Annotated in this window: 21 protein-coding genes and 2 tRNA genes; 17 read left to right on the forward strand and 6 right to left on the reverse strand. The window is 58.9% G+C overall.

Features of this window, described 5'->3' with window-relative positions; genetic code table 11:
• Position 1 precedes the first annotated feature (1 nt).
• The 7 genes from AFERRID_RS03410 (at position 2) to AFERRID_RS03440 (ending at position 5,171) form a co-directional block, all read left to right on the forward strand.
• Positions 2–811: an SDR family NAD(P)-dependent oxidoreductase gene (locus tag AFERRID_RS03410; protein WP_113526003.1), complete on the forward strand. Its 810-nt coding sequence runs from the start codon at positions 2–4 to the stop codon at positions 809–811.
• Positions 812–841: 30 nt separating this feature from the next.
• Positions 842–1,462, forward strand: coding sequence for a ubiquinol-cytochrome c reductase iron-sulfur subunit (gene petA / locus AFERRID_RS03415; protein ID WP_113526002.1), 621 nt, complete (start codon positions 842–844; stop codon positions 1,460–1,462).
• A gap of 27 nt (positions 1,463–1,489) precedes the next feature.
• Positions 1,490–2,704 (forward strand): cytochrome b, encoded by a 1,215-nt coding sequence (locus tag AFERRID_RS03420; protein ID WP_113526001.1) that lies wholly within the window; start codon positions 1,490–1,492, stop codon positions 2,702–2,704.
• A gap of 22 nt (positions 2,705–2,726) precedes the next feature.
• Positions 2,727–3,428, forward strand: coding sequence for a cytochrome c1 (locus tag AFERRID_RS03425; protein ID WP_113526000.1), 702 nt, complete (start codon positions 2,727–2,729; stop codon positions 3,426–3,428).
• Positions 3,429–3,514: 86 nt separating this feature from the next.
• Positions 3,515–3,835, forward strand: coding sequence for an iron oxidase (gene iro, locus AFERRID_RS03430; protein WP_113525999.1), 321 nt, complete (start codon positions 3,515–3,517; stop codon positions 3,833–3,835).
• Between the two features lie 174 nt (positions 3,836–4,009).
• On the forward strand, positions 4,010–4,462 hold the full coding sequence (locus AFERRID_RS03435; RefSeq protein ID WP_113525998.1) for a PH domain-containing protein: 453 nt from the start codon (positions 4,010–4,012) through the stop codon (positions 4,460–4,462).
• A gap of 100 nt (positions 4,463–4,562) precedes the next feature.
• The gene (locus tag AFERRID_RS03440) at positions 4,563–5,171 is read left to right on the forward strand and encodes a cytochrome b/b6 domain-containing protein (RefSeq protein WP_126604356.1); all 609 of its coding nucleotides are present in this window, start codon (positions 4,563–4,565) and stop codon (positions 5,169–5,171) included.
• A 67-nt stretch (positions 5,172–5,238) separates the two neighbouring features.
• Here AFERRID_RS03440 and AFERRID_RS03445 read toward each other — a convergent pair.
• Positions 5,239–5,315, reverse strand: a tRNA-Arg gene (locus AFERRID_RS03445).
• Positions 5,316–5,325: 10 nt separating this feature from the next.
• A complete protein-coding gene (locus tag AFERRID_RS03450; RefSeq protein WP_009561097.1) occupies positions 5,326–5,985 on the reverse strand; it encodes a ribosomal RNA large subunit methyltransferase E in 660 nt (219 codons plus the stop codon).
• Between the two features lie 95 nt (positions 5,986–6,080).
• On the opposite strand from AFERRID_RS03450, the gene AFERRID_RS03455 reads away from it, so the two are divergent.
• The 3 genes from AFERRID_RS03455 to AFERRID_RS03465 all read left to right on the forward strand — a co-directional run bounded on the left by AFERRID_RS03455 (position 6,081) and on the right by AFERRID_RS03465 (position 7,440).
• Complete coding sequence (locus AFERRID_RS03455) at positions 6,081–6,365, forward strand: YhbY family RNA-binding protein (RefSeq protein ID WP_113525996.1); 285 nt, start codon at positions 6,081–6,083, stop codon at positions 6,363–6,365.
• A gap of 89 nt (positions 6,366–6,454) precedes the next feature.
• Positions 6,455–6,838 (forward strand): Co2+/Mg2+ efflux protein ApaG, encoded by a 384-nt coding sequence (apaG, locus tag AFERRID_RS03460; protein ID WP_113525995.1) that lies wholly within the window; start codon positions 6,455–6,457, stop codon positions 6,836–6,838.
• Positions 6,835–7,440, forward strand: coding sequence for a class I SAM-dependent methyltransferase (locus tag AFERRID_RS03465; protein WP_113525994.1), 606 nt, complete (start codon positions 6,835–6,837; stop codon positions 7,438–7,440). The genes apaG and AFERRID_RS03465 overlap by 4 nt, the downstream gene beginning before the upstream one ends.
• 67 nt (positions 7,441–7,507) lie before the next feature.
• On the opposite strand, the gene typA is transcribed toward AFERRID_RS03465, so the two are convergent.
• Both typA and AFERRID_RS03475 read right to left on the reverse strand, forming a co-directional pair.
• Positions 7,508–9,325, reverse strand: coding sequence for a translational GTPase TypA (typA, locus tag AFERRID_RS03470; protein ID WP_113526358.1), 1,818 nt, complete (start codon positions 9,323–9,325; stop codon positions 7,508–7,510).
• Between the two features lie 157 nt (positions 9,326–9,482).
• On the reverse strand, positions 9,483–10,700 hold the full coding sequence (locus AFERRID_RS03475) for a porin family protein (RefSeq protein ID WP_113525993.1): 1,218 nt from the start codon (positions 10,698–10,700) through the stop codon (positions 9,483–9,485).
• 187 nt (positions 10,701–10,887) lie between these two features.
• Here AFERRID_RS03475 and AFERRID_RS03480 point away from each other — a divergent pair.
• From AFERRID_RS03480 to hslU, 7 genes are all read left to right on the forward strand, one after another.
• Positions 10,888–10,961: transfer RNA gene (locus tag AFERRID_RS03480), tRNA-Gln, on the forward strand.
• Between the two features lie 56 nt (positions 10,962–11,017).
• Positions 11,018–11,911 (forward strand): diaminopimelate epimerase, encoded by an 894-nt coding sequence (gene dapF, locus AFERRID_RS03485; protein ID WP_113525992.1) that lies wholly within the window; start codon positions 11,018–11,020, stop codon positions 11,909–11,911.
• Position 11,912: 1 nt separating this feature from the next.
• A complete protein-coding gene (locus tag AFERRID_RS15120; protein ID WP_172959322.1) occupies positions 11,913–12,089 on the forward strand; it encodes a hypothetical protein in 177 nt (58 codons plus the stop codon).
• Positions 12,090–12,773 (forward strand): DUF484 family protein, encoded by a 684-nt coding sequence (locus AFERRID_RS03490; RefSeq protein ID WP_126604357.1) that lies wholly within the window; start codon positions 12,090–12,092, stop codon positions 12,771–12,773.
• The gene (locus tag AFERRID_RS03495; RefSeq protein ID WP_126604358.1) at positions 12,767–13,714 is read left to right on the forward strand and encodes a tyrosine recombinase XerC; all 948 of its coding nucleotides are present in this window, start codon (positions 12,767–12,769) and stop codon (positions 13,712–13,714) included. The genes AFERRID_RS03490 and AFERRID_RS03495 overlap by 7 nt, the downstream gene beginning before the upstream one ends.
• Positions 13,711–14,250: an ATP-dependent protease subunit HslV gene (gene hslV, locus AFERRID_RS03500; RefSeq protein ID WP_113525989.1), complete on the forward strand. Its 540-nt coding sequence runs from the start codon at positions 13,711–13,713 to the stop codon at positions 14,248–14,250. Before AFERRID_RS03495 ends, hslV begins: the two co-directional genes overlap by 4 nt.
• Positions 14,251–14,302: 52 nt before the next feature.
• The gene (hslU, locus tag AFERRID_RS03505) at positions 14,303–15,574 is read left to right on the forward strand and encodes an ATP-dependent protease ATPase subunit HslU (RefSeq protein WP_269149226.1); all 1,272 of its coding nucleotides are present in this window, start codon (positions 14,303–14,305) and stop codon (positions 15,572–15,574) included.
• Between the two features lie 24 nt (positions 15,575–15,598).
• Here hslU and AFERRID_RS03510 read toward each other — a convergent pair whose 3' ends face one another.
• Positions 15,599–15,931, reverse strand: coding sequence for a DsrE family protein (locus tag AFERRID_RS03510; RefSeq protein ID WP_113525987.1), 333 nt, complete (start codon positions 15,929–15,931; stop codon positions 15,599–15,601).
• Positions 15,928–16,788 carry an RNA polymerase sigma factor RpoH gene (gene rpoH, locus AFERRID_RS03515; RefSeq protein WP_113525986.1) on the reverse strand — a complete coding sequence of 287 codons (861 nt, stop codon included), beginning with the start codon at positions 16,786–16,788 and terminating at the stop codon, positions 15,928–15,930. Before rpoH ends, AFERRID_RS03510 begins: the two co-directional genes overlap by 4 nt.
• Positions 16,789–16,802 lie beyond the last annotated feature (14 nt).

Consider the following 16,802-nt stretch of genomic DNA (forward strand, 5'->3'; position numbering starts at 1 on the left):
CATGACGGAAAATGATTATACCCGGGCGAAAGGCGACGGCACCCTGGACGGAAAAACGATACTCGTGACGGGTGCGGGAGATGGTATCGGCAGGGCGGTGGCCATCGAGTATGCCCATCAAGGCGCTACGGTCATTCTGTTGGGCAAAACGAAGCGCAATCTGGAAGGGGTCTACGATGAAATCACCGACTATGGCTATGCCGAACCGGCCATCCTCGTGGTGGACCTGGCCGACCCGGCAAGCGACGCATTCAAAACCATAGGCGCCGCCATTTCCAGCGAGTTCACCCAATTGAATGGCATCGTGCACAACGCCGCCGAACTCGGGATGCTGACCCCTCTGGAGAACTATGAAGGGGCATTATGGGACCATGTATTTCAGGTCAACGTAAAGTCTCCCTTGCTGGTGACGCAGCAGTGCCTCCCGTTACTGAAAGAGGCGCCATACGCATCCATTATTTTTACCACCGATGAGTCCGGCGTTAAGCCCAAGGGCTATTGGGGCGCCTACGGCGTGAGCAAAGCGGCCATATTGCACATGGCCCGCATGTGGGCGATAGAGTATGCCAACACGCATATTCGGGTAAATATCGTAGACCCGGGTCCGTGCCGAACGGGACTACGCCTGCTCACGCATCCCGGCATGCCGATGAAGCGATATACGCCGCCTGAAGCCATCACCAGTATCTATACACAATTAATGGATTGTGACGTTCTGGGTCATAACGGCGAGCTGTTTTATGCCCAAAATTTCATCAATCCCGATCTGGACGACAGAACGGAAAAGGATTTGGCAACTTCTACGGTGTAGTCCATCAAACAACAGACAGGAATCAATATCATGTCAGACGAAACGCAAGACAGCAAACATGCTCCCAATGTAACCCGCCGGCGCTTTCTCACGGCCCTGGTCACGGTATCCGGCGCCGCCGTGGCGGGCACCATCGCAATACCCATGGTGAAATCACTGGACCCGACCGCCGCAGCCGCGGCATTGGCCACCACCACCATCGATCTGGGCCCCATCGAGCCCGGTATGCAAATGGTGGCGTTATGGCAGGAGAAGCCGGTCATCGTAGTAAACAGAACACCGGAAATGCTGGCCACCCTGGATGAGGCAGAGCAGAAGGGCATATTGAAAGATCCCAACTGCAATGTTCCGCAACAACCCCCTTATTGCAAGAATAAGTATCGGTCACGCGTACCGGAATGGTATGTGGGTATAAAAATTTGCAACCATCTGTGTTGCATACCGCATTACCGGCCGAAAAAAGCCAGTGTCGCTCCGTGGTGGCTCGGCGGATTTCATTGCCCCTGCCATGGCTCCATGTACGATCTTTCGGCACGCGTAATCAAAGGATCACCTGCTCCCCATAATATGGCGGTTCCCGAATATGACATCGATGTGGCCAAGAAAACCGTCGTTGTCACCAAAATGTATCCGCTCGCCCATTTGTGCTGAGCGAGGTAGCCGATAAAGGAGGCTGATATGAGTTTCAAAGAATGGTTTGTCAAACGTTCGCCGCTGCCCGAAATGTGGCGCGAGCACATGGCTGAATACTACGCGCCAAAGAACTTCAATATTTTCTACTACGCCGGATCGTTACTCTTGCTGATGGTCGTGCTGCAGTTCCTGTCGGGATTCCTGGTGCTGGCACATTACATACCTACCGCCAAAGGTGCCTACGACTCTGTTTATGGCATCATGTACGACGTGCATTACGGTTGGCTGATGCAGTACATGCATGTGGATGGGGTATCGCTGATATTCGTGCTGCTGTATGTGCATATGGCGCGGGGCATGCTGTACGGTTCCCACCGATCACCACGGGAACTCGTCTGGATCATCGGCTATACGACCTATCTGGCTTTCATGGGGGAGGCATTCTTCGGATATGTGTTGCCTTATTCAAACCTCTCCTACTGGGCCGGTACGGTAATCACTTCTTTATTGAAGTCCATTCCGTTTATCGGTGGCTGGGTTACCACCCTGGTGCGCGGTGGGCCCGGCATGAGCGGCGACACGCTGGACCGGTTCATGGCGCTGCACGTTACATTGGTGTTTCTGGTCATCGTCGGGCTGATCGTTTTTCACATCCTTTATCTCCATAAAGTCGGCTCCAACAATCCCGATGGCATCGAAATCAAGGCTAATAAAAGGCCTGATGGCCATCCCGTGGACGGTATTCCGTTTCACCCCTACTACTCTGTAAAAGATTTGTTTGGATTCGGCGTATGGCTGATCATTTTTGGCGCGATCATCTTCTACGCGCCGACGTTTCATCATATTTTCCTGGAACGTACCATGTCTACGCCGGCCAATCCGCTCAAAAGTCTGCCGGATGTCACGCCGCCGTGGTATCTTTCACCTTTTTACGCGATGCTGAGATCCATACCCAACAAGACTGGCGGCATCCTATTAATGGTGTTCGCGGTGCTGGTCCCATTCGTACTCCCATGGCTGGACAGAAACCCGGTGAAATCGACACGATATCGTCCGGTCACCCGTGTCCTGCTGATCATATTTTTCATCAACTTCTTCGTGCTTGCCTATCTTGGAGAGCAGCCTCCGCTGCCGAAATATTTTTTCATGGAAAGATTGGGGGCGTTCATCTATGTGGCGTTCTTCCTTTTGCTGCCGTTCGTGAGCAAATTTGAACCGACCAGGACACCGCCGGCGCGCGTCCGTTTCCATGCCCACTGAGTTCGGGCAGAGAGGAGGAGTTATGAAAAAGTATGTTGTGTGGGCAGGAATGGCTCTGGGACTGTTTGCTGGCAGCGCATCTGGTGCATTCGCGGACGGCGAGCCACAATTATTGACACCGCATTATACCTATAATGCAAAAACCATCATTAGTGGCGCAAGGTTGTTTGCCACCAACTGTATGGCATGTCACTCCATAAAATTCATGCGTTATGAGTTTTTGACCCATGACCTGGGCATGTCCAGAGCCGATGTGCAAAAACAGATCATGTTACCGACAGGATCGACATTCAAGGATAACATGATCTCCGCCATGCCGACCCAGATGGCGCATAAATGGTTCGGGCTCCCCCCGCCGGATCTCAGTCAGATGGTTCGGTACAAGGGTCAGGACTGGATCTACACTTATCTGCTCTCTTTTTACCAGGATCCCAAGCGCCCGTCGGGGTGGAATAACCATGTATTTCCCAATGTAGCCATGCCGGACGTGCTTGCCCCGTATGGCGGGATCGTCAATGAACAGGGGAAGCTGCTTCGGGCAGGGGACGAATCTCCCCAGAAATTCAAGGAACAGGTCACGGATATCGTCGCATTCTTAAGATTCGTGTCCGATCCATCCGTTGTGCAACGACACGACGACGGGCCCTGGGTGCTCGGGTTGCTGGCGTTTTTTACCATAGTGGCCTATTTCCTCAAGAAGGAATACTGGAAGGAGGTAAAGTGATGGAAGGTTATTTGGATCTATGAAGTAGTATTCCGCTGATCGTAGTGAGGCAGGCTGTAAAACTGTTCATCTGAAGGAGCGATATCATGAGTGAGAAACTGAAGGAAACCGGAAATGCCAAGGCTGGGAACATAAGCCGTCGTGACATGTTGAAAGGTATCGCCATTACGGCCGGCGTCGTGGCTGCGGGGACGGTGGTCGGAGTAAATCCCATCGGTGCCGCCCATGCAGCGGGTAATTGCCCGGGGACCACGCCCAAGGCGGAAGTACAATATCAGCCACACCCCAAGGGGAAGGATCAGTGCTCTGTCTGCGCCAATTTTATTGCCCCGAAGTGCTGTAAGGTGGTAGCCGGACCCGTCGCACCCGACGGGTATTGTATCGCGTTCACGCCGATGCCCGCATAATCACATTTTGCCTGGAGTTCCTCCTGCTTCTCCCCTTCTCTGAAGGGGAGCTTTTATTTTTTCACGTACCATGTATGCTGCGGCTTCGTTGCCCACCGGAATCCGGAAAATCGTTAGATTGCTGCAGATGTTGGTGGTACCCTGTGATCATACTACTGGATACGGGAGTCAAGCATGCCTGGGCAGCAATATGACCTGAAATCAAACCCTGCCATGGTGTTGGCGGATGTTACCGTCGCCCAGTCGGCATATTGGGGTTCGCTGATCATATTTATCTGCAGCTTTCCATTTTTATTCCTCGGCACCGGATTTTTCATCGTCATTGGTGCAGTATTCATCGTTTTGGCATTTATTGATGCCGCCAACATAGCCACGCTCACCTTTACTACAAGCTGTGCTGCAGACAATGGCCAATTGATTGTCAGATACGGACTGATCCGTCCGATAAGGGCGATCATTCCCGCTTCGGCCATTCGCCATATAAACGTTGATCAGAGCTGGATCGGGTCAAAACTCAAATATGGCTCGATCATCATTCTCGGAGATGACCTTGGTATTCGCTTGCAGTATATAAAGGACCCGCAGAACGCACTGAGCGCGATGAAAAATTCGATTGGACTATCATGAGTTATAAGGAATATTGAGATAGACCCGTATACGGCAGGAGCGGCTTCCTGGAAACTCGTATCTGTTACCTTGATTTTATCGACAGCGAGGAGCAGCAAGAATGGCGCTTAACGACCACAGCGTTGCAAGCGAAAGCGGCGCACACGATTTTGACAACACTACCAAGATCATCCATCTGGCCATGGCCATCGTCCTGACGCTGCAGATGGGTATTGGCCTGCTGGTCCATGATCCGCAGACCAGGTTCTTTTTATACCTGCATGAGTATGTCGGCATACTGTCGGCGCTGGTCATTTTCGTCGAGTGGTTATGGATCTATACCGCATCGCAGTTTTCCGTTTTATTTCCATGGAACCGTGCCGGTATATCACTTGTTGTGAAGGATATCAGAAACCTGGGGAGACATAGGCTTCCGGAAGGTGGCGATACCGTGGGACTGTCCGGATTTTGGCATGGCATTGGTATATTGTCGTTTACGTTTATGGCATTGACCGGAACCATCCTGCTTTTTGTTTTGCCCGGCGGACATTCCATACTCGGACTGCACTCGACGGATTTTGTATTATACACCCGCATTTCCCTATATCACCGGCTGGTGTCCTATCTTGCATGGGTATATCTGCTTGGACACGTTCTTTTCGCCATTTTTCATCAATTGACCGGGAACGATATATTCGGGAGAATTTTTCTTTTCCGTCGGGATGGATAATCTGGTATCCGCACCACGGCGGGAAAGAGAAAAGGCCAGGAATACGATCCCAGACCTTTGCGGGAGTTGGTGCGCAGTACTGGAGTCGAACCAGTGACCTTCGGCTTCGGAGGCCGACGCTCTATCCATCTGAGCTAACTGCGCGTGGGCCAGATTATAGGGAACTCGCCCCACCGTTGTCCAACCTTTCCTGCGCAACTCCCTGAAAGTCCAGCGCCAGCCAGTACTGCTCCGTGGAGCGCGCACGGGAGGCCTCCGGCTTGCGCACCACGATCTTCTTGAAGTCCCGGCGCAGCGCCCGGCGCAACTCCTCCGCGCCGGACCCCATAAATACCTTGATCAGCAGCGCTCCGCCCGGCACCAGCCAGCGATGGGCCATGTCCAGAGCCAGCTCTGCGAGATCAATGGCGCGGGCCTGATCGACACTGGCAATACCGGACATGTTGGGCGCCATGTCACTCATGATCAGGTCGGCGCCGCCCGGTAGGGCTTCCTGGCAGGCAGCCAGTATGGCGTCGTCGTAGACGTCGCCACAGATTACCGTGGCATCCGCCACCGGGTCCATTGCCAGACGATCCACCGCCACCAGCCGCCCCTTCCTGCCGATCAACGGCGCCGCCACCTGCGTCCAGCCCCCCGGCGCCGCGCCCACATCCAGCACCCGCATGCCCGGCCGGATCAGGTGATCCTTCTGCTGAATCTCCAGCAATTTGTAGCTCGCCCGCGAGCGATACCCCTCTTTCATGGCGCGCTGCACAAATGGGTCTTTGAAATGTTCCTTCAGCCACTTCTCACTGGATTTACTTCTTGCCAAAACGCACCTCCGGGCCAGGCTTTGACCCCCGCCCTCTGCAAACGTACACTCTGCCGCTACACCCATAGCGGCCCAACCAGACTGACGAGGATACCATGCTGGACGCGAAACATAGACAAGCCCTGCGTGGACAGGCACACGCCCTCAAACCCGTCGTCATCATCGGTGCCCACGGCATCACCGACGCCGTTCTCGCCGAACTGGAGGTCGCCATCCACGCCCACGAACTCGTAAAGGTACGTCTACCCCAGGTATCCCATGACGAACGCGATGACATGATAAGGACCTTGTCTACCACCAGCCATGCCGACATTGTCGGCCACATCGGGCGCGTGCTCATTCTCTACCGCCCCCGCCCGGCTGCGGCGCCCAAACGCTGATCGGTCCGCCGGTATAGCTTGGCAGCCCACCTCAAGACCGTTAGACTGTTTCTGAATCGCAACACCGACCAGCGGACCGGAGCAGACCCATGGAAGACCAGCCCCCCACAGAAATCCAGATCAGCGTCGAGACTCGCTATCTGCCGGAGCAATCCAGCCCGGAGCAGGAGCACTTCGCCTTCGCCTATCAGATCACGATGCTGAATAACGGCCCGCAGACGGCGCAGCTCCTCAGCCGTCACTGGATCATTACCGATGCGGAAGGTCATATCCAGGAAGTCAAAGGGCCCGGCGTGGTTGGAGAACAGCCCACGCTGCAGCCTGGACAACGCTTCCGTTATACCAGCGGGTCCGTCCTGTCCACGCCCGTAGGCAGCATGCACGGCACTTTCGAGTGGGTCAGCGATACCGGCGAAAGTTTCGTGGTTCCCATCCCCGCCTTTCGCCTGGCGGTGGCGACCGTCTTCCATTGAGCCGCCAGAGCCTGCAGCGCGCCTATGCGCTCTGGGCGCCCATATACGATTCGGCGGTGCGCAGCTTCTCTGCCCCCCTGCGGCAAAGCAGCCTCAGCCATATTCCGCAAGGACCCTGCCGCGTCCTGGTCGATGGCATCGGCACCGGGCTGGACATTCCTTATCTGCCCGCCCACTGCGAAGCCATCGGCATCGACCTCACCCACAGCATGCTCCGCCGCGCCCGCAGATCATCGCCTCATTTTTCGCTGGTCCAGGCAGATGCCGAGGCTTTGCCCTTCCCGGACGGTTGCTTCGACGTTATCGTCATGCATCTCATACTGGCCGTCGTACCCCATGCCGGCCTGGCATTAGCGGAGGCCAGCCGCGTCCTCCAACCCGGCGGCCGGATACTGGTCCTCGACAAGTTCCTGCGCCCCGGTGAACGCGCCTTCTGGCGACGCCTGCTTGCTCCCCTGTCCGGCCCCGTTGCCACCCACACCGACCTGGTGTTTGAAGACCTTCTGACCCAGCGCCCGGAACTGCACCGCTGCAGCGATACACCGGCCGCTGTCGGCGGCTGGTTCCGTCTGATCGTTCTGGAAAAATCTGACACCATGTGACATGGAAATGGCCCGAAGCCTTCTATCGGCTCCGGGCCATTTCCGCTCATTCCTCTACGGCGACGTTCTATCCGCCGCCACGCGACGCCTTCTTGCGCTCGTTCTCCGTCAGATAACGCTTGCGAATACGAATGGACTGCGGCGTCGCCTCTACCAATTCATCGTCCGCAATGAACTCCACCGCCGCCTCCAGCGTCAGCTTGATCGGCGGCGTCAGCATGATGTTTTCGTCTGAGCCCGATGCCCGCATATTGGTCAGCTTCTTTTCCTTGAGCGGATTGACCACCAGATCGTTGTCGCGGGTATGGATACCAATGACCATGCCCTCGTAGACCTTGTCGCCGGGGCTCACAAACATCCGGCCGCGTTCCTGCAGGTTAAACAGGGCGAATCCAACCACTTCGCCCTCTTCCGCCGAGATCAGCACGCCGTTGTTACGGGAAGGGATGCTGCCCTTTACCGGACCGTAGTTATCAAAAATATGGCTGATGACTCCGGTGCCGGACGTGGCCGTCAAAAATTCGGTGTGGAAACCGATGAGACCCCGTGCGGGAATCCGGTACTCCAGCCGCACGCGGCCCCGGCCATCGGGAATCATGTCCTGCAATTCGCCGCGCCGGATACCCAGGCGTTCCATAATGGTGCCCTGATGCTGTTCTTCCAGGTCGATGGTCAGCGCTTCATAGGGCTCTTCCCAGACGCCGTCCACCTGGCGCTGAATCACCCGGGGCCGTGATACCGCCAGCTCGTAGCCCTCGCGGCGCATGTTTTCTACCAGAATGGTCAGGTGCAGCTCGCCGCGCCCGGAGACCATGAACACATCGGCGTTGTCGGTATCTTCCACCCGCAGGGCGACATTGGTCAGCAACTCGCGATAAAGACGCTCGCGCAACTGGCGACTGGTGACAAACTTGCCTTCCCGGCCCGCGAAGGGGCTGGTATTGACCTGAAACGTCATGTTCAGGGTGGGCTCATCGATGGGTTTCCACGGTAGGGCATCCGGCGCTTCGGGCGCCGCGATGGTGGCCCCGATGGAGGGCTCTTCAATGCCGGTTACGGCGACAATGTCGCCCACCGTAGCACTTTCCCACGGCACCCGCTTGAGGCCGTCGAAGCCGAGGAGCTGAAGGATGCGCGCCTTGGTCTGGGTCTTGTCGACACCGTGAATCAACACGATATCCTGACCGGGACGCATGCTGCCGCGACGGATGCGTCCTACCGCAATACGCCCCACATAATTGGAGTAATCGAGGTCGGCAATCTGCATCTGCAGAGGGCCATCGGGATCTCCTTGCGGGGCCGCCACCTTATCGAGGATCATCTCAAAGAGGGGCTTCATGTCACCGGAGCGGACTTCGGGATCTTCCCCCGCGTAGCCCTGCAGACCGGAGGCATAGATCACCGGAAAATCCAGTTGGTCTTCCGTCGCACCCAGCTTGTCGAAGAGGTCAAAGGTGGCACTGATGACATAGTCGGCGCGGGCGCCGGGGCGATCCACCTTATTGATGACCACGATCGGCTTGAGGCCCAGTTCCAGCGCCTTGCGGGTGACGAAACGGGTCTGCGGCATGGGGCCTTCGACGGCATCCACCAGCAGCAACACGCCGTCCACCATACCCAGCACCCGTTCCACCTCGGCGCCGAAATCGGCATGGCCGGGGGTGTCGACGATGTTGATGTGGGTGTCGCCCCACTGCACCGCCGTATTCTTGGCCATGATGGTGATGCCGCGCTCCTTTTCCAGGTCGTTGCTGTCCATCACCCGCTCTTCCAGTTGCTGGTGGGCGGCAAAGGTACCGGACTGGCGCAGGAGCTGATCCACCAGCGTGGTCTTGCCGTGATCCACGTGGGCGATGATGGCGATGTTACGGATTTGACGAGCCACTGATATTCCCCAAAAAACGGTCATAAGAAAAAACGCCGGGGCCACAAGCCCCGCAGCGGGCTTTCTTATAACGGTATACATCCCAAAAAGCAAATAAAAACCGCCCCCGAAGGGGCGGCAATGGGGCCACCGAAGCGGCCCGAAGGCTTATTTGAACTTAGAAGCCGGCCTGGAACTGCAGCATCAGGGTGTTATAGGCAACACCGTTGATGGGGGCAATGCCGTTGCTGGAGGTACCATAAACATTATTGATGGAACCGCCACGGGTCGCCAGAATGTAGTTCAACTGCACTTCGGCGGCGTGGGGATTGTTTGGGTTGACGTAGTAGTTCAAGCCCACGGTGGCATTACCCAGGGTGCCCTGACCATGGACCGCATACTGGTCATAGCGCGCGGCAGCCTCGACGTCCAGCCAGTCGGGGGTCAGCGTCATCTCGTACAGGTTGGCGGCGAGTTCCGCATGCCAATCGGTAGCGGAATAAGTGACCGGGGCATACGACGGGTTGGTATTCAGGTAAGACCATGCGGGCACGCCGGAAGCCTTGGTGAATCCCGCACCGTAGTGGATGCCCATCATCCCGCCCTGGACGCCAACGTTCCAACTGGTCAGGTTGTCGGTACCACGCCCGGTCGCTGTACCCATACTGCCGCTCAGTTCCGCGGTCAGCAGCGGGCCCATGCTGTACTTCAACATGCCGGAAACGATGTACTTGCCGTTGCCGTTGAGGAGTCCGCTCTGACCACCGCCAAAGGTGTTGCCGTTACTGAAGACGGTATAATTGTCCAATGAGGTATTATCAAACATACCCACGGCATAGCCGATGCCTGTACCCATCACGTCGTCGGCATGGAGCATGGCGCCAGCGGAGCGTCCGGGCAGCAGGGACTGGTTCATATTGCGGTAGATGAACATCAGTTCATTGCCCGCGGTGCCGGTGTATTCCAAACCTTCCGGGGTCTTGAACTTGCCGACCTCCAACTGGGCGAAGGGCACCGGCGCAAAGTTGATCCAAGCATCCATCAACTGTGCCTGAGCGCCGCCTATGACATTGCCGCCGAGGCCGTTGTTGAGCAAGCCACCGGAATGCGGGAACAGAGCGTTTGCGTTGCCGAGGCCCGCCTCGTCATAAGCGCCCTGGATGTAATAGGTCACGCCGGGAACCGCTTCGCCCTTGAAACCCAGACGGACGCGGTTGCCACCAAAAATGAGGCCATTGGAACTGCCGGGGCCGGTGCCAAACTGCTGGGCGCCGGTGATCTGGGCATAACCGAACACCACAGGGCCGGTGTCCGCGTTGGAAGTGTCTGCGGCGAAAGCGACGCCGGGGACCACAAAAGCCGCTGCTACGGCCAAAGCTACGAGATTCTTCTTCATGACTAGGCTCCTCCTCGAGAGCAGTGTTTCAAATACTACAGTGCAAGTTATAGCACCGGTGCGAACACGTTGCAACATTTCCACAACACCTTTTTTGCAACGCGCCGTCAATTTTATACACCGATATGCTTATCGAGGTCCACGTTTGACACAGATAGTCGGCCACGGCTATTATTCGCCCCTGTTTTGGGGGATCGTCTAGCGGTAGGACCGCGGACTCTGACTCCGCTAACCGTGGTTCGAATCCACGTCCCCCAGCCAAATAAAAACGCTGACGCGTACTGTCCTCCCTGGACAGACATTGCTAAACTCATGGCATGAACCATTCCCATACGGATTCCGCGTTGCCCGCCCTGCGTTTTACCAAAATGCAGGGCTTGGGTAACGACTTCGTCGTTTTTGATGGCATCCGTCAGCGCGTCGATCTACCCCCAGAGAGGATCCGCGCCATCGCCGACCGCCACTTCGGCATCGGCTGCGATCAGATCCTGCTGGTGGAGGCCGCCGCATCCCCCGATTGCGACTTCCGTTACCGCATCTTCAATGCCGATGGCGGCGAGGTGGCGCAGTGCGGCAATGGCGCCCGCTGCTTTGCCGTCTTCGTGCGCCGCGCCGGGCTCACCGGCAAGGACATCATCACCGTCGAGACTCGGGCGGGGCGGCTGATCCTGCATCACCGGGGGAACGGGGATATCACCGTCAATATGGGTGTTCCACAACTCGTCCCCGCCGATGTCCCCTTCCGCGCCGATGAAGAATCTCCCGAATACCTGCTGTCCGCGGGGAAGCACACCCTGCGCATCGCCGCCGTTGGCATGGGCAACCCCCACGCAGTGCTGCGTGTCGCGAGCGCGGCGGAGGCCCAGGTAGCCACTCTGGGTCCGCAGATCGAAACACACCCGGCCTTTCCCGAGCGCTGCAACGTGGGCTTCATGGAAATCCGCGACCGCAACCATATTCAACTGCGGGTCTGGGAACGCGGCGCGGGTGAAACCCTGGCCTGCGGCAGCAATGCCTGTGCGGCCGTGGTGGCGGGCATCCGCTGGGATGAACTGGATCATGCGGTGGCGGTGGCCCTGCCCGGCGGCACTCTGGAGATCGAATGGGCGGGTCCTGGACATTCCGTGATGATGACCGGTCCGGCGCAGGTGGTTTTCGACGGCGTCTGGCCGCTACCGGCAAAGATCCAACACATTGAAGAGGGATCATGACATGCGGGATACGACATTGGAGGCGGTTGCCAAGGGTTTGAACAGTGATACGGCGGCGTTGGCCTTTCTGCACAAACTCGATGATGAGGAAGGTGAAACGCTGGCGCGCCTGATCGCTGCGCTGGAGGTTCACGGTGCCTCGGAACGCTACAGCGATACCCACTGGGAGGATGACTGAGTGGCTACGGAGCCTGAACTGGAAACACAGGCGGATCAGGTCCTGGCCTATCTCCGTCGGCATCCGCAATTTTTGTGGGACCAGGAAGACCTGCTCCTCACCCTGACCCTGCCCCATGTCGGACGTGGTTCCGCTTCGTCCCTGCTGGAACGGCAGGCGCAGGTGCTGCGCGAAGAAAACCTCCGGCTGCAGCAGCGTATCAGCGCACTGCTGGGTGCCGCCCAACAGAATGCCGCACTCGGCCTGCACCTCTCCGACCTGGCTACCGAACTGTTGCAGACACCCGACTGTACCACGACCGTCAATACCGTCATCACCCGTCTGCGGGAGGGTTTTCAGGTGGAGGAAATGGCCCTGATCGCCCGCGCACCCGTGGCCGGATTGCCCCAGTTTCTACCGTTGGAGCAGGCTGATTTTCAGGAGATTCTGAACGGCCTGCCGTTGTTGCGCGCCGCGACCGGGCTGACCCTGAGCCCGACCCTGCGCAGCACCCTCTTCGGCGCGGCGGGGGCGGGACTGGCATCTTTTGCCCTGATCCCGCTTGCCGGTCAGCATCTGCAAGGAGGGATTCTGCTCGGCAGCCAGCACCCCGACCGCTATGCCGAGGACGCCGGGGCCGACCTGCTCGACCAGATTGCCCGTCTGGTCACGGCGGCACTGGATCGCTGCCTAGCCCCATGCTGATCGAAACCGCCGTTGCCCAATTCATCGAAACGCTCCGGCAGGGCGGCGGGGCCAGTCCGGCCACGATCAGCGCCTATGGCCGCGACCTACATGCCTGGGCGCGGTTTTCGCTACAGCGCGGGCAGACGGAGATCGCCCAGATCGATCGCGGCAGCGTGCGCGCCTACCTCCTGGCGGAGCGCAGCCGCGGAGTGTCCATCCGCAGCCTGCGCCGACATTTCGCGGCGTTGCGCGCCCTCTATCGCCATCTGCAGCAGGATGCGCCCGAACTGCGCAATCCGGTGTCGGGGCTCGCCATGCCCAAAGCGGAGCAGCGCCTGCCCGACTGGCTGACGGTAGATCAGGCCCGCCTGCTGATGCAACCTGCCGCCTTATCCGACGTGGAAGCGGCGCCGCAGGATTTCACCGGGCTGCGGGATCAACTGATCCTGGAGCTGCTGTACTCCAGCGCCCTGCGCGTCAGCGAACTGGCGGGACTGAATCTGGGCGATCTGGACCGTCACGCGGGCACGGTACGGGTGCTGGGCAAGGGGCACAAGGAACGTATCGTGCCGGTAGGACAGCCCGCCTGGGCAGCGCTTCGCGCCTACCTTGCGGCGCGACCGGCCGTGGCGGCCAGCGGCGAGCCAGCCCTCTTCGTCAACCGGCGCGGCCAGCGGCTCACGGTGCGCAGCATTCAGGTGCGGGTCAAAAAACTCGGCGATGCGCGGCTCGGGCAGCCGCTGCATCCCCATACCCTGCGCCACAGCGCTGCCAGCCATCTGCTGCAGTCGTCCGGCGACTTGCGCGCGGTGCAGGAATATTTAGGCCATGCGGGTATTGGCACGACTGCTATCTACACCCATATGGATTATCAGCAACTGGCGCAGGTCTACGACCACGCGCACCCGCGGTCGCGACGTGGTGACCAGGACATGAAGCACTTTGAGGGAAAAACATGACGGATTCGCAACAAATGCACGGCACCACCATCCTCTGTGTGCGGCGGGGCGCCAACGTGGTCATGGCCGGAGATGGCCAGGTGACCTTCGGCAATACGGTCATGAAGGGCAATGCCCGCAAGGTGCGCCGTATAGATCCGGGGGTGCTGACCGGTTTCGCCGGCGCCACCGCCGACGCCTTTACCCTGCTGGAGCGTTTCGAGGCCAAACTCAAGGCCCACCCCGGCCAGTTGGCCAAGGCCGCCGTGGAACTCGCCAAGGAGTGGCGCACCGACCGGGTACTGCGCCGTCTGGAGGCCATGCTCGCCGTCGCGGACGATAAACAAAGTCTGATCATCAGCGGGCAGGGCGACGTACTGGATCCCGAATACGGCATCATCGCCATCGGTTCCGGGGGGCCTTACGCCCTGGCGGCGGCGCGTGCCCTGCTGGAAAACAGCGATCTGCCCGCCCGTGAAGTCGCCGAACGCGCACTCGGCATCGCTGGCGATATCTGCATCTATACCAACCACCAACATACGATCGAAGAGCTATGAGCATGTCTGAAATGACCCCCGCGAGATCGTCCAGGAGCTGGACAAGTACATCATCGGCCAGTCCGAGGCCAAGCGCGCAGTGGCCATCGCCCTGCGCAACCGCTGGCGGCGCGGGCAGGTGCCGCCGCCGCTGCATCAGGAAATCACCCCCAAAAATATCCTCATGATCGGGCCGACGGGGGTAGGCAAGACGGAAATCGCCCGGCGTCTGGCACAACTCGCCAATGCCCCCTTCATCAAAGTGGAAGCCACCAAATTCACCGAGGTGGGCTATGTGGGCAAGGATGTGGAATCCATCATCCGCGATCTAACCGAAACCGCCGTCGACATGATCCGCAGCGAACGGCAGGTCGCGCTGCGCCAGCGCGCCGAGGAATTGGCCGAGGAGCGGATTCTCGACATCCTCATTCCCGGTCCGCGCGACAGCAGCGTACCGCGCAGCGACGAGGGTACGCGCCAGAAGTTCCGCAAAATGCTGCGCGAAGGCAAGCTGGATGCGCAGGAAATCGAGATCGAGGTGAGCGCCCCCAAGGGCGGGGTGGAGATCATGGCCCCGGCCGGCATGGAGGAGATGACCAACCAGCTCCGCGAGATGTTCTCCAACATGGCGCCAGGGAAGACCAGCACACGACGCGTCGCCGTGAGCGAAGCGCAGCGTCTGTTGACGGACGATGAAGCCGCCAAGCTGGTCAATGAAGAGGAAGTTCGCGCCCTGGCACTGGAACGGGTACAGTCCGGCGGCATCGTCTTCATCGACGAAATCGACAAGGTGGCGGTGCGCTCCGGCACTCAGCAGGGCTCGGATGTCTCCCGGGAAGGGGTACAGCGCGATCTTCTGCCACTGGTGGAGGGCTCCAATGTGAGTACCCGTTACGGCGTGGTGAAGACCGATCATATCCTCTTCATCGCCTCCGGCGCCTTCCACCTCAGCAAACCCTCCGATCTGATCCCGGAACTGCAGGGCCGCCTGCCTATCCGCGTGGAGCTGGAGGCCCTGAGTGCGGCGGATCTGGTGCGGATACTGCAGGAGCCGGAGAATGCGCTGGTCCGGCAATACGGTGCGTTGCTGGCCAGCGACGGGCTGGCTTTACACTTTACCCAGGATGGCGTGCAGCGTATCGCCGAAATTGCCCAGCAGGTGAATGAACGGGTGGAGAACATCGGCGCCCGGCGCCTGCATACGGTCATGGAGCGGCTGCTGGAAGAGGTGGCTTTTGTCGCACCGGACGGCAGCACTACGGCCCTGGAGGTCAACGCCGCCTATGTGGACAGCCGTCTGAAAGACCTGGCGCAGGACGAGGATTTGTCTCGTTATATTTTGTGACGGGGGTAACTGTGTACAGCGTGGTCAGGGCTTGATGTAGAGGGCGCCGGCCTCCTGGGCATCCGCAATGGCGATGATGCCGGCGGCGACCAATTGGCTGCCCGCAGGCCGGTCGTCAGGGTTCAACCCCATGTTACGCAAGCTATTTTCACAAAAATCGACCTGCACTCCGGCACTGATGCGCTCTTCGATCTCGCGCCGCCAGTGGCCCTTCGCCCAGAGGGACACGGGTGCCTGACCATTCGCGATGACCCGCAGGCTTTGCGCCGGCGCCGCTGTCTGGGCATTACGCAGATTGGCCAGCAGATTGGGCCAACGCCCGGCATCGTCCACGTGAAAAAGCAATACGGCGCTCAAGCTACTGCCGCCGTCGTCAGCATTTGTTGACGCAACTTGCCCATACTGCTTTTTTCCAGTTGCCGCACCCGTTCCGCCGAAACACCCAGTTCATCGCCCAACACCTGTAAGGTCTTGGGGTCGTCGCTCAGCCAGCGGTTTTCAATGATGTAGCGATCCCTCTGGGGCAGGGCCGACAGCGCCGTATGCAAGGCCTTGTGCTGCTGCTGATCCCAGTCCCGCTCCACCAGTTGCTCGATGGGCGACCCGGTGGGATCCGCCAGATCCAGGACACGTCCGCCCTCCCGTTCCTCATCCGGTTCGAGGTTGAGCGAGTAATCGTAACCGGACATCCGCCCTTCCATCTCCAGCACCTGGGCCTGGGTGACACCCAGATCGTCCGCCATGGCGGCACTCTCCTCACCGCTCATCCAGCCGGTATGGCTGCGGCTGGAACGGAGGTTGAAGAACAGCTTGCGTTGCGCCTTGGTAGTGGCCACCTTGACAATACGCCAGTTGCGCAGGATGAATTCGTGAATCTCCGCCTTGACCCAATGCACTGCAAAGGAGACCAGACGTACGCCATGATCCGGGTCGTAGCGCTTCACCGCCTTCATCAGGCCGATATTGCCTTCCTGAATCAGGTCGGCTTCCTGCAAGCCATATCCCCGATAACCCCGCGCCACCCGCACCACGAAGCGCAGGTGGCTGAGCACCAGATCCTTGGCCGCATCCACGTCGCCATGATCGCGCAGGCGCCGGGCCAGATCACGTTCTTCTTCCGGCCGCAGCAGCGGTTGGGCGTTCACAAAACGCAGGTACCCCGCCAGCCCGTCGGGGCTGACCAAATCTCTACTGGCTATCGCAAGTTCCTTCATGGCAATCCTCATGC

The sequence above is a fragment of the Acidithiobacillus ferridurans genome, assembly GCF_003966655.1.
Classification (GTDB): domain Bacteria; phylum Pseudomonadota; class Gammaproteobacteria; order Acidithiobacillales; family Acidithiobacillaceae; genus Acidithiobacillus; species Acidithiobacillus ferridurans.

What these genes read in the sequence shown, in the direction of transcription:
- apaG (WP_113525995.1), top strand. Translation starts at nt 6,455, where the DNA reads ATGGAAGACCAGCCCCCCACAGAAATCCAGATCAGCGTCGAGACTCGC.
- dapF (WP_113525992.1), top strand. Translation starts at nt 11,018, where the DNA reads ATGAACCATTCCCATACGGATTCCGCGTTGCCCGCCCTGCGTTTTACC.
- AFERRID_RS03425 (WP_113526000.1), top strand. Translation starts at nt 2,727, where the DNA reads ATGAAAAAGTATGTTGTGTGGGCAGGAATGGCTCTGGGACTGTTTGCT.
- AFERRID_RS03455 (WP_113525996.1), top strand. Translation starts at nt 6,081, where the DNA reads ATGCTGGACGCGAAACATAGACAAGCCCTGCGTGGACAGGCACACGCC.
- AFERRID_RS03410 (WP_113526003.1), top strand. Translation starts at nt 2, where the DNA reads ATGACGGAAAATGATTATACCCGGGCGAAAGGCGACGGCACCCTGGAC.
- AFERRID_RS03440 (WP_126604356.1), top strand. Translation starts at nt 4,563, where the DNA reads ATGGCGCTTAACGACCACAGCGTTGCAAGCGAAAGCGGCGCACACGAT.
- AFERRID_RS03420 (WP_113526001.1), top strand. Translation starts at nt 1,490, where the DNA reads ATGAGTTTCAAAGAATGGTTTGTCAAACGTTCGCCGCTGCCCGAAATG.
- iro (WP_113525999.1), top strand. Translation starts at nt 3,515, where the DNA reads ATGAGTGAGAAACTGAAGGAAACCGGAAATGCCAAGGCTGGGAACATA.
- AFERRID_RS03435 (WP_113525998.1), top strand. Translation starts at nt 4,010, where the DNA reads ATGCCTGGGCAGCAATATGACCTGAAATCAAACCCTGCCATGGTGTTG.
- petA (WP_113526002.1), top strand. Translation starts at nt 842, where the DNA reads ATGTCAGACGAAACGCAAGACAGCAAACATGCTCCCAATGTAACCCGC.
- hslV (WP_113525989.1), top strand. Translation starts at nt 13,711, where the DNA reads ATGACGGATTCGCAACAAATGCACGGCACCACCATCCTCTGTGTGCGG.
- rpoH (WP_113525986.1), bottom strand. Translation starts at nt 16,788, where the DNA reads ATGAAGGAACTTGCGATAGCCAGTAGAGATTTGGTCAGCCCCGACGGG.
- AFERRID_RS03495 (WP_126604358.1), top strand. Translation starts at nt 12,767, where the DNA reads ATGCTGATCGAAACCGCCGTTGCCCAATTCATCGAAACGCTCCGGCAG.
- AFERRID_RS03475 (WP_113525993.1), bottom strand. Translation starts at nt 10,700, where the DNA reads ATGAAGAAGAATCTCGTAGCTTTGGCCGTAGCAGCGGCTTTTGTGGTC.
- AFERRID_RS15120 (WP_172959322.1), top strand. Translation starts at nt 11,913, where the DNA reads ATGCGGGATACGACATTGGAGGCGGTTGCCAAGGGTTTGAACAGTGAT.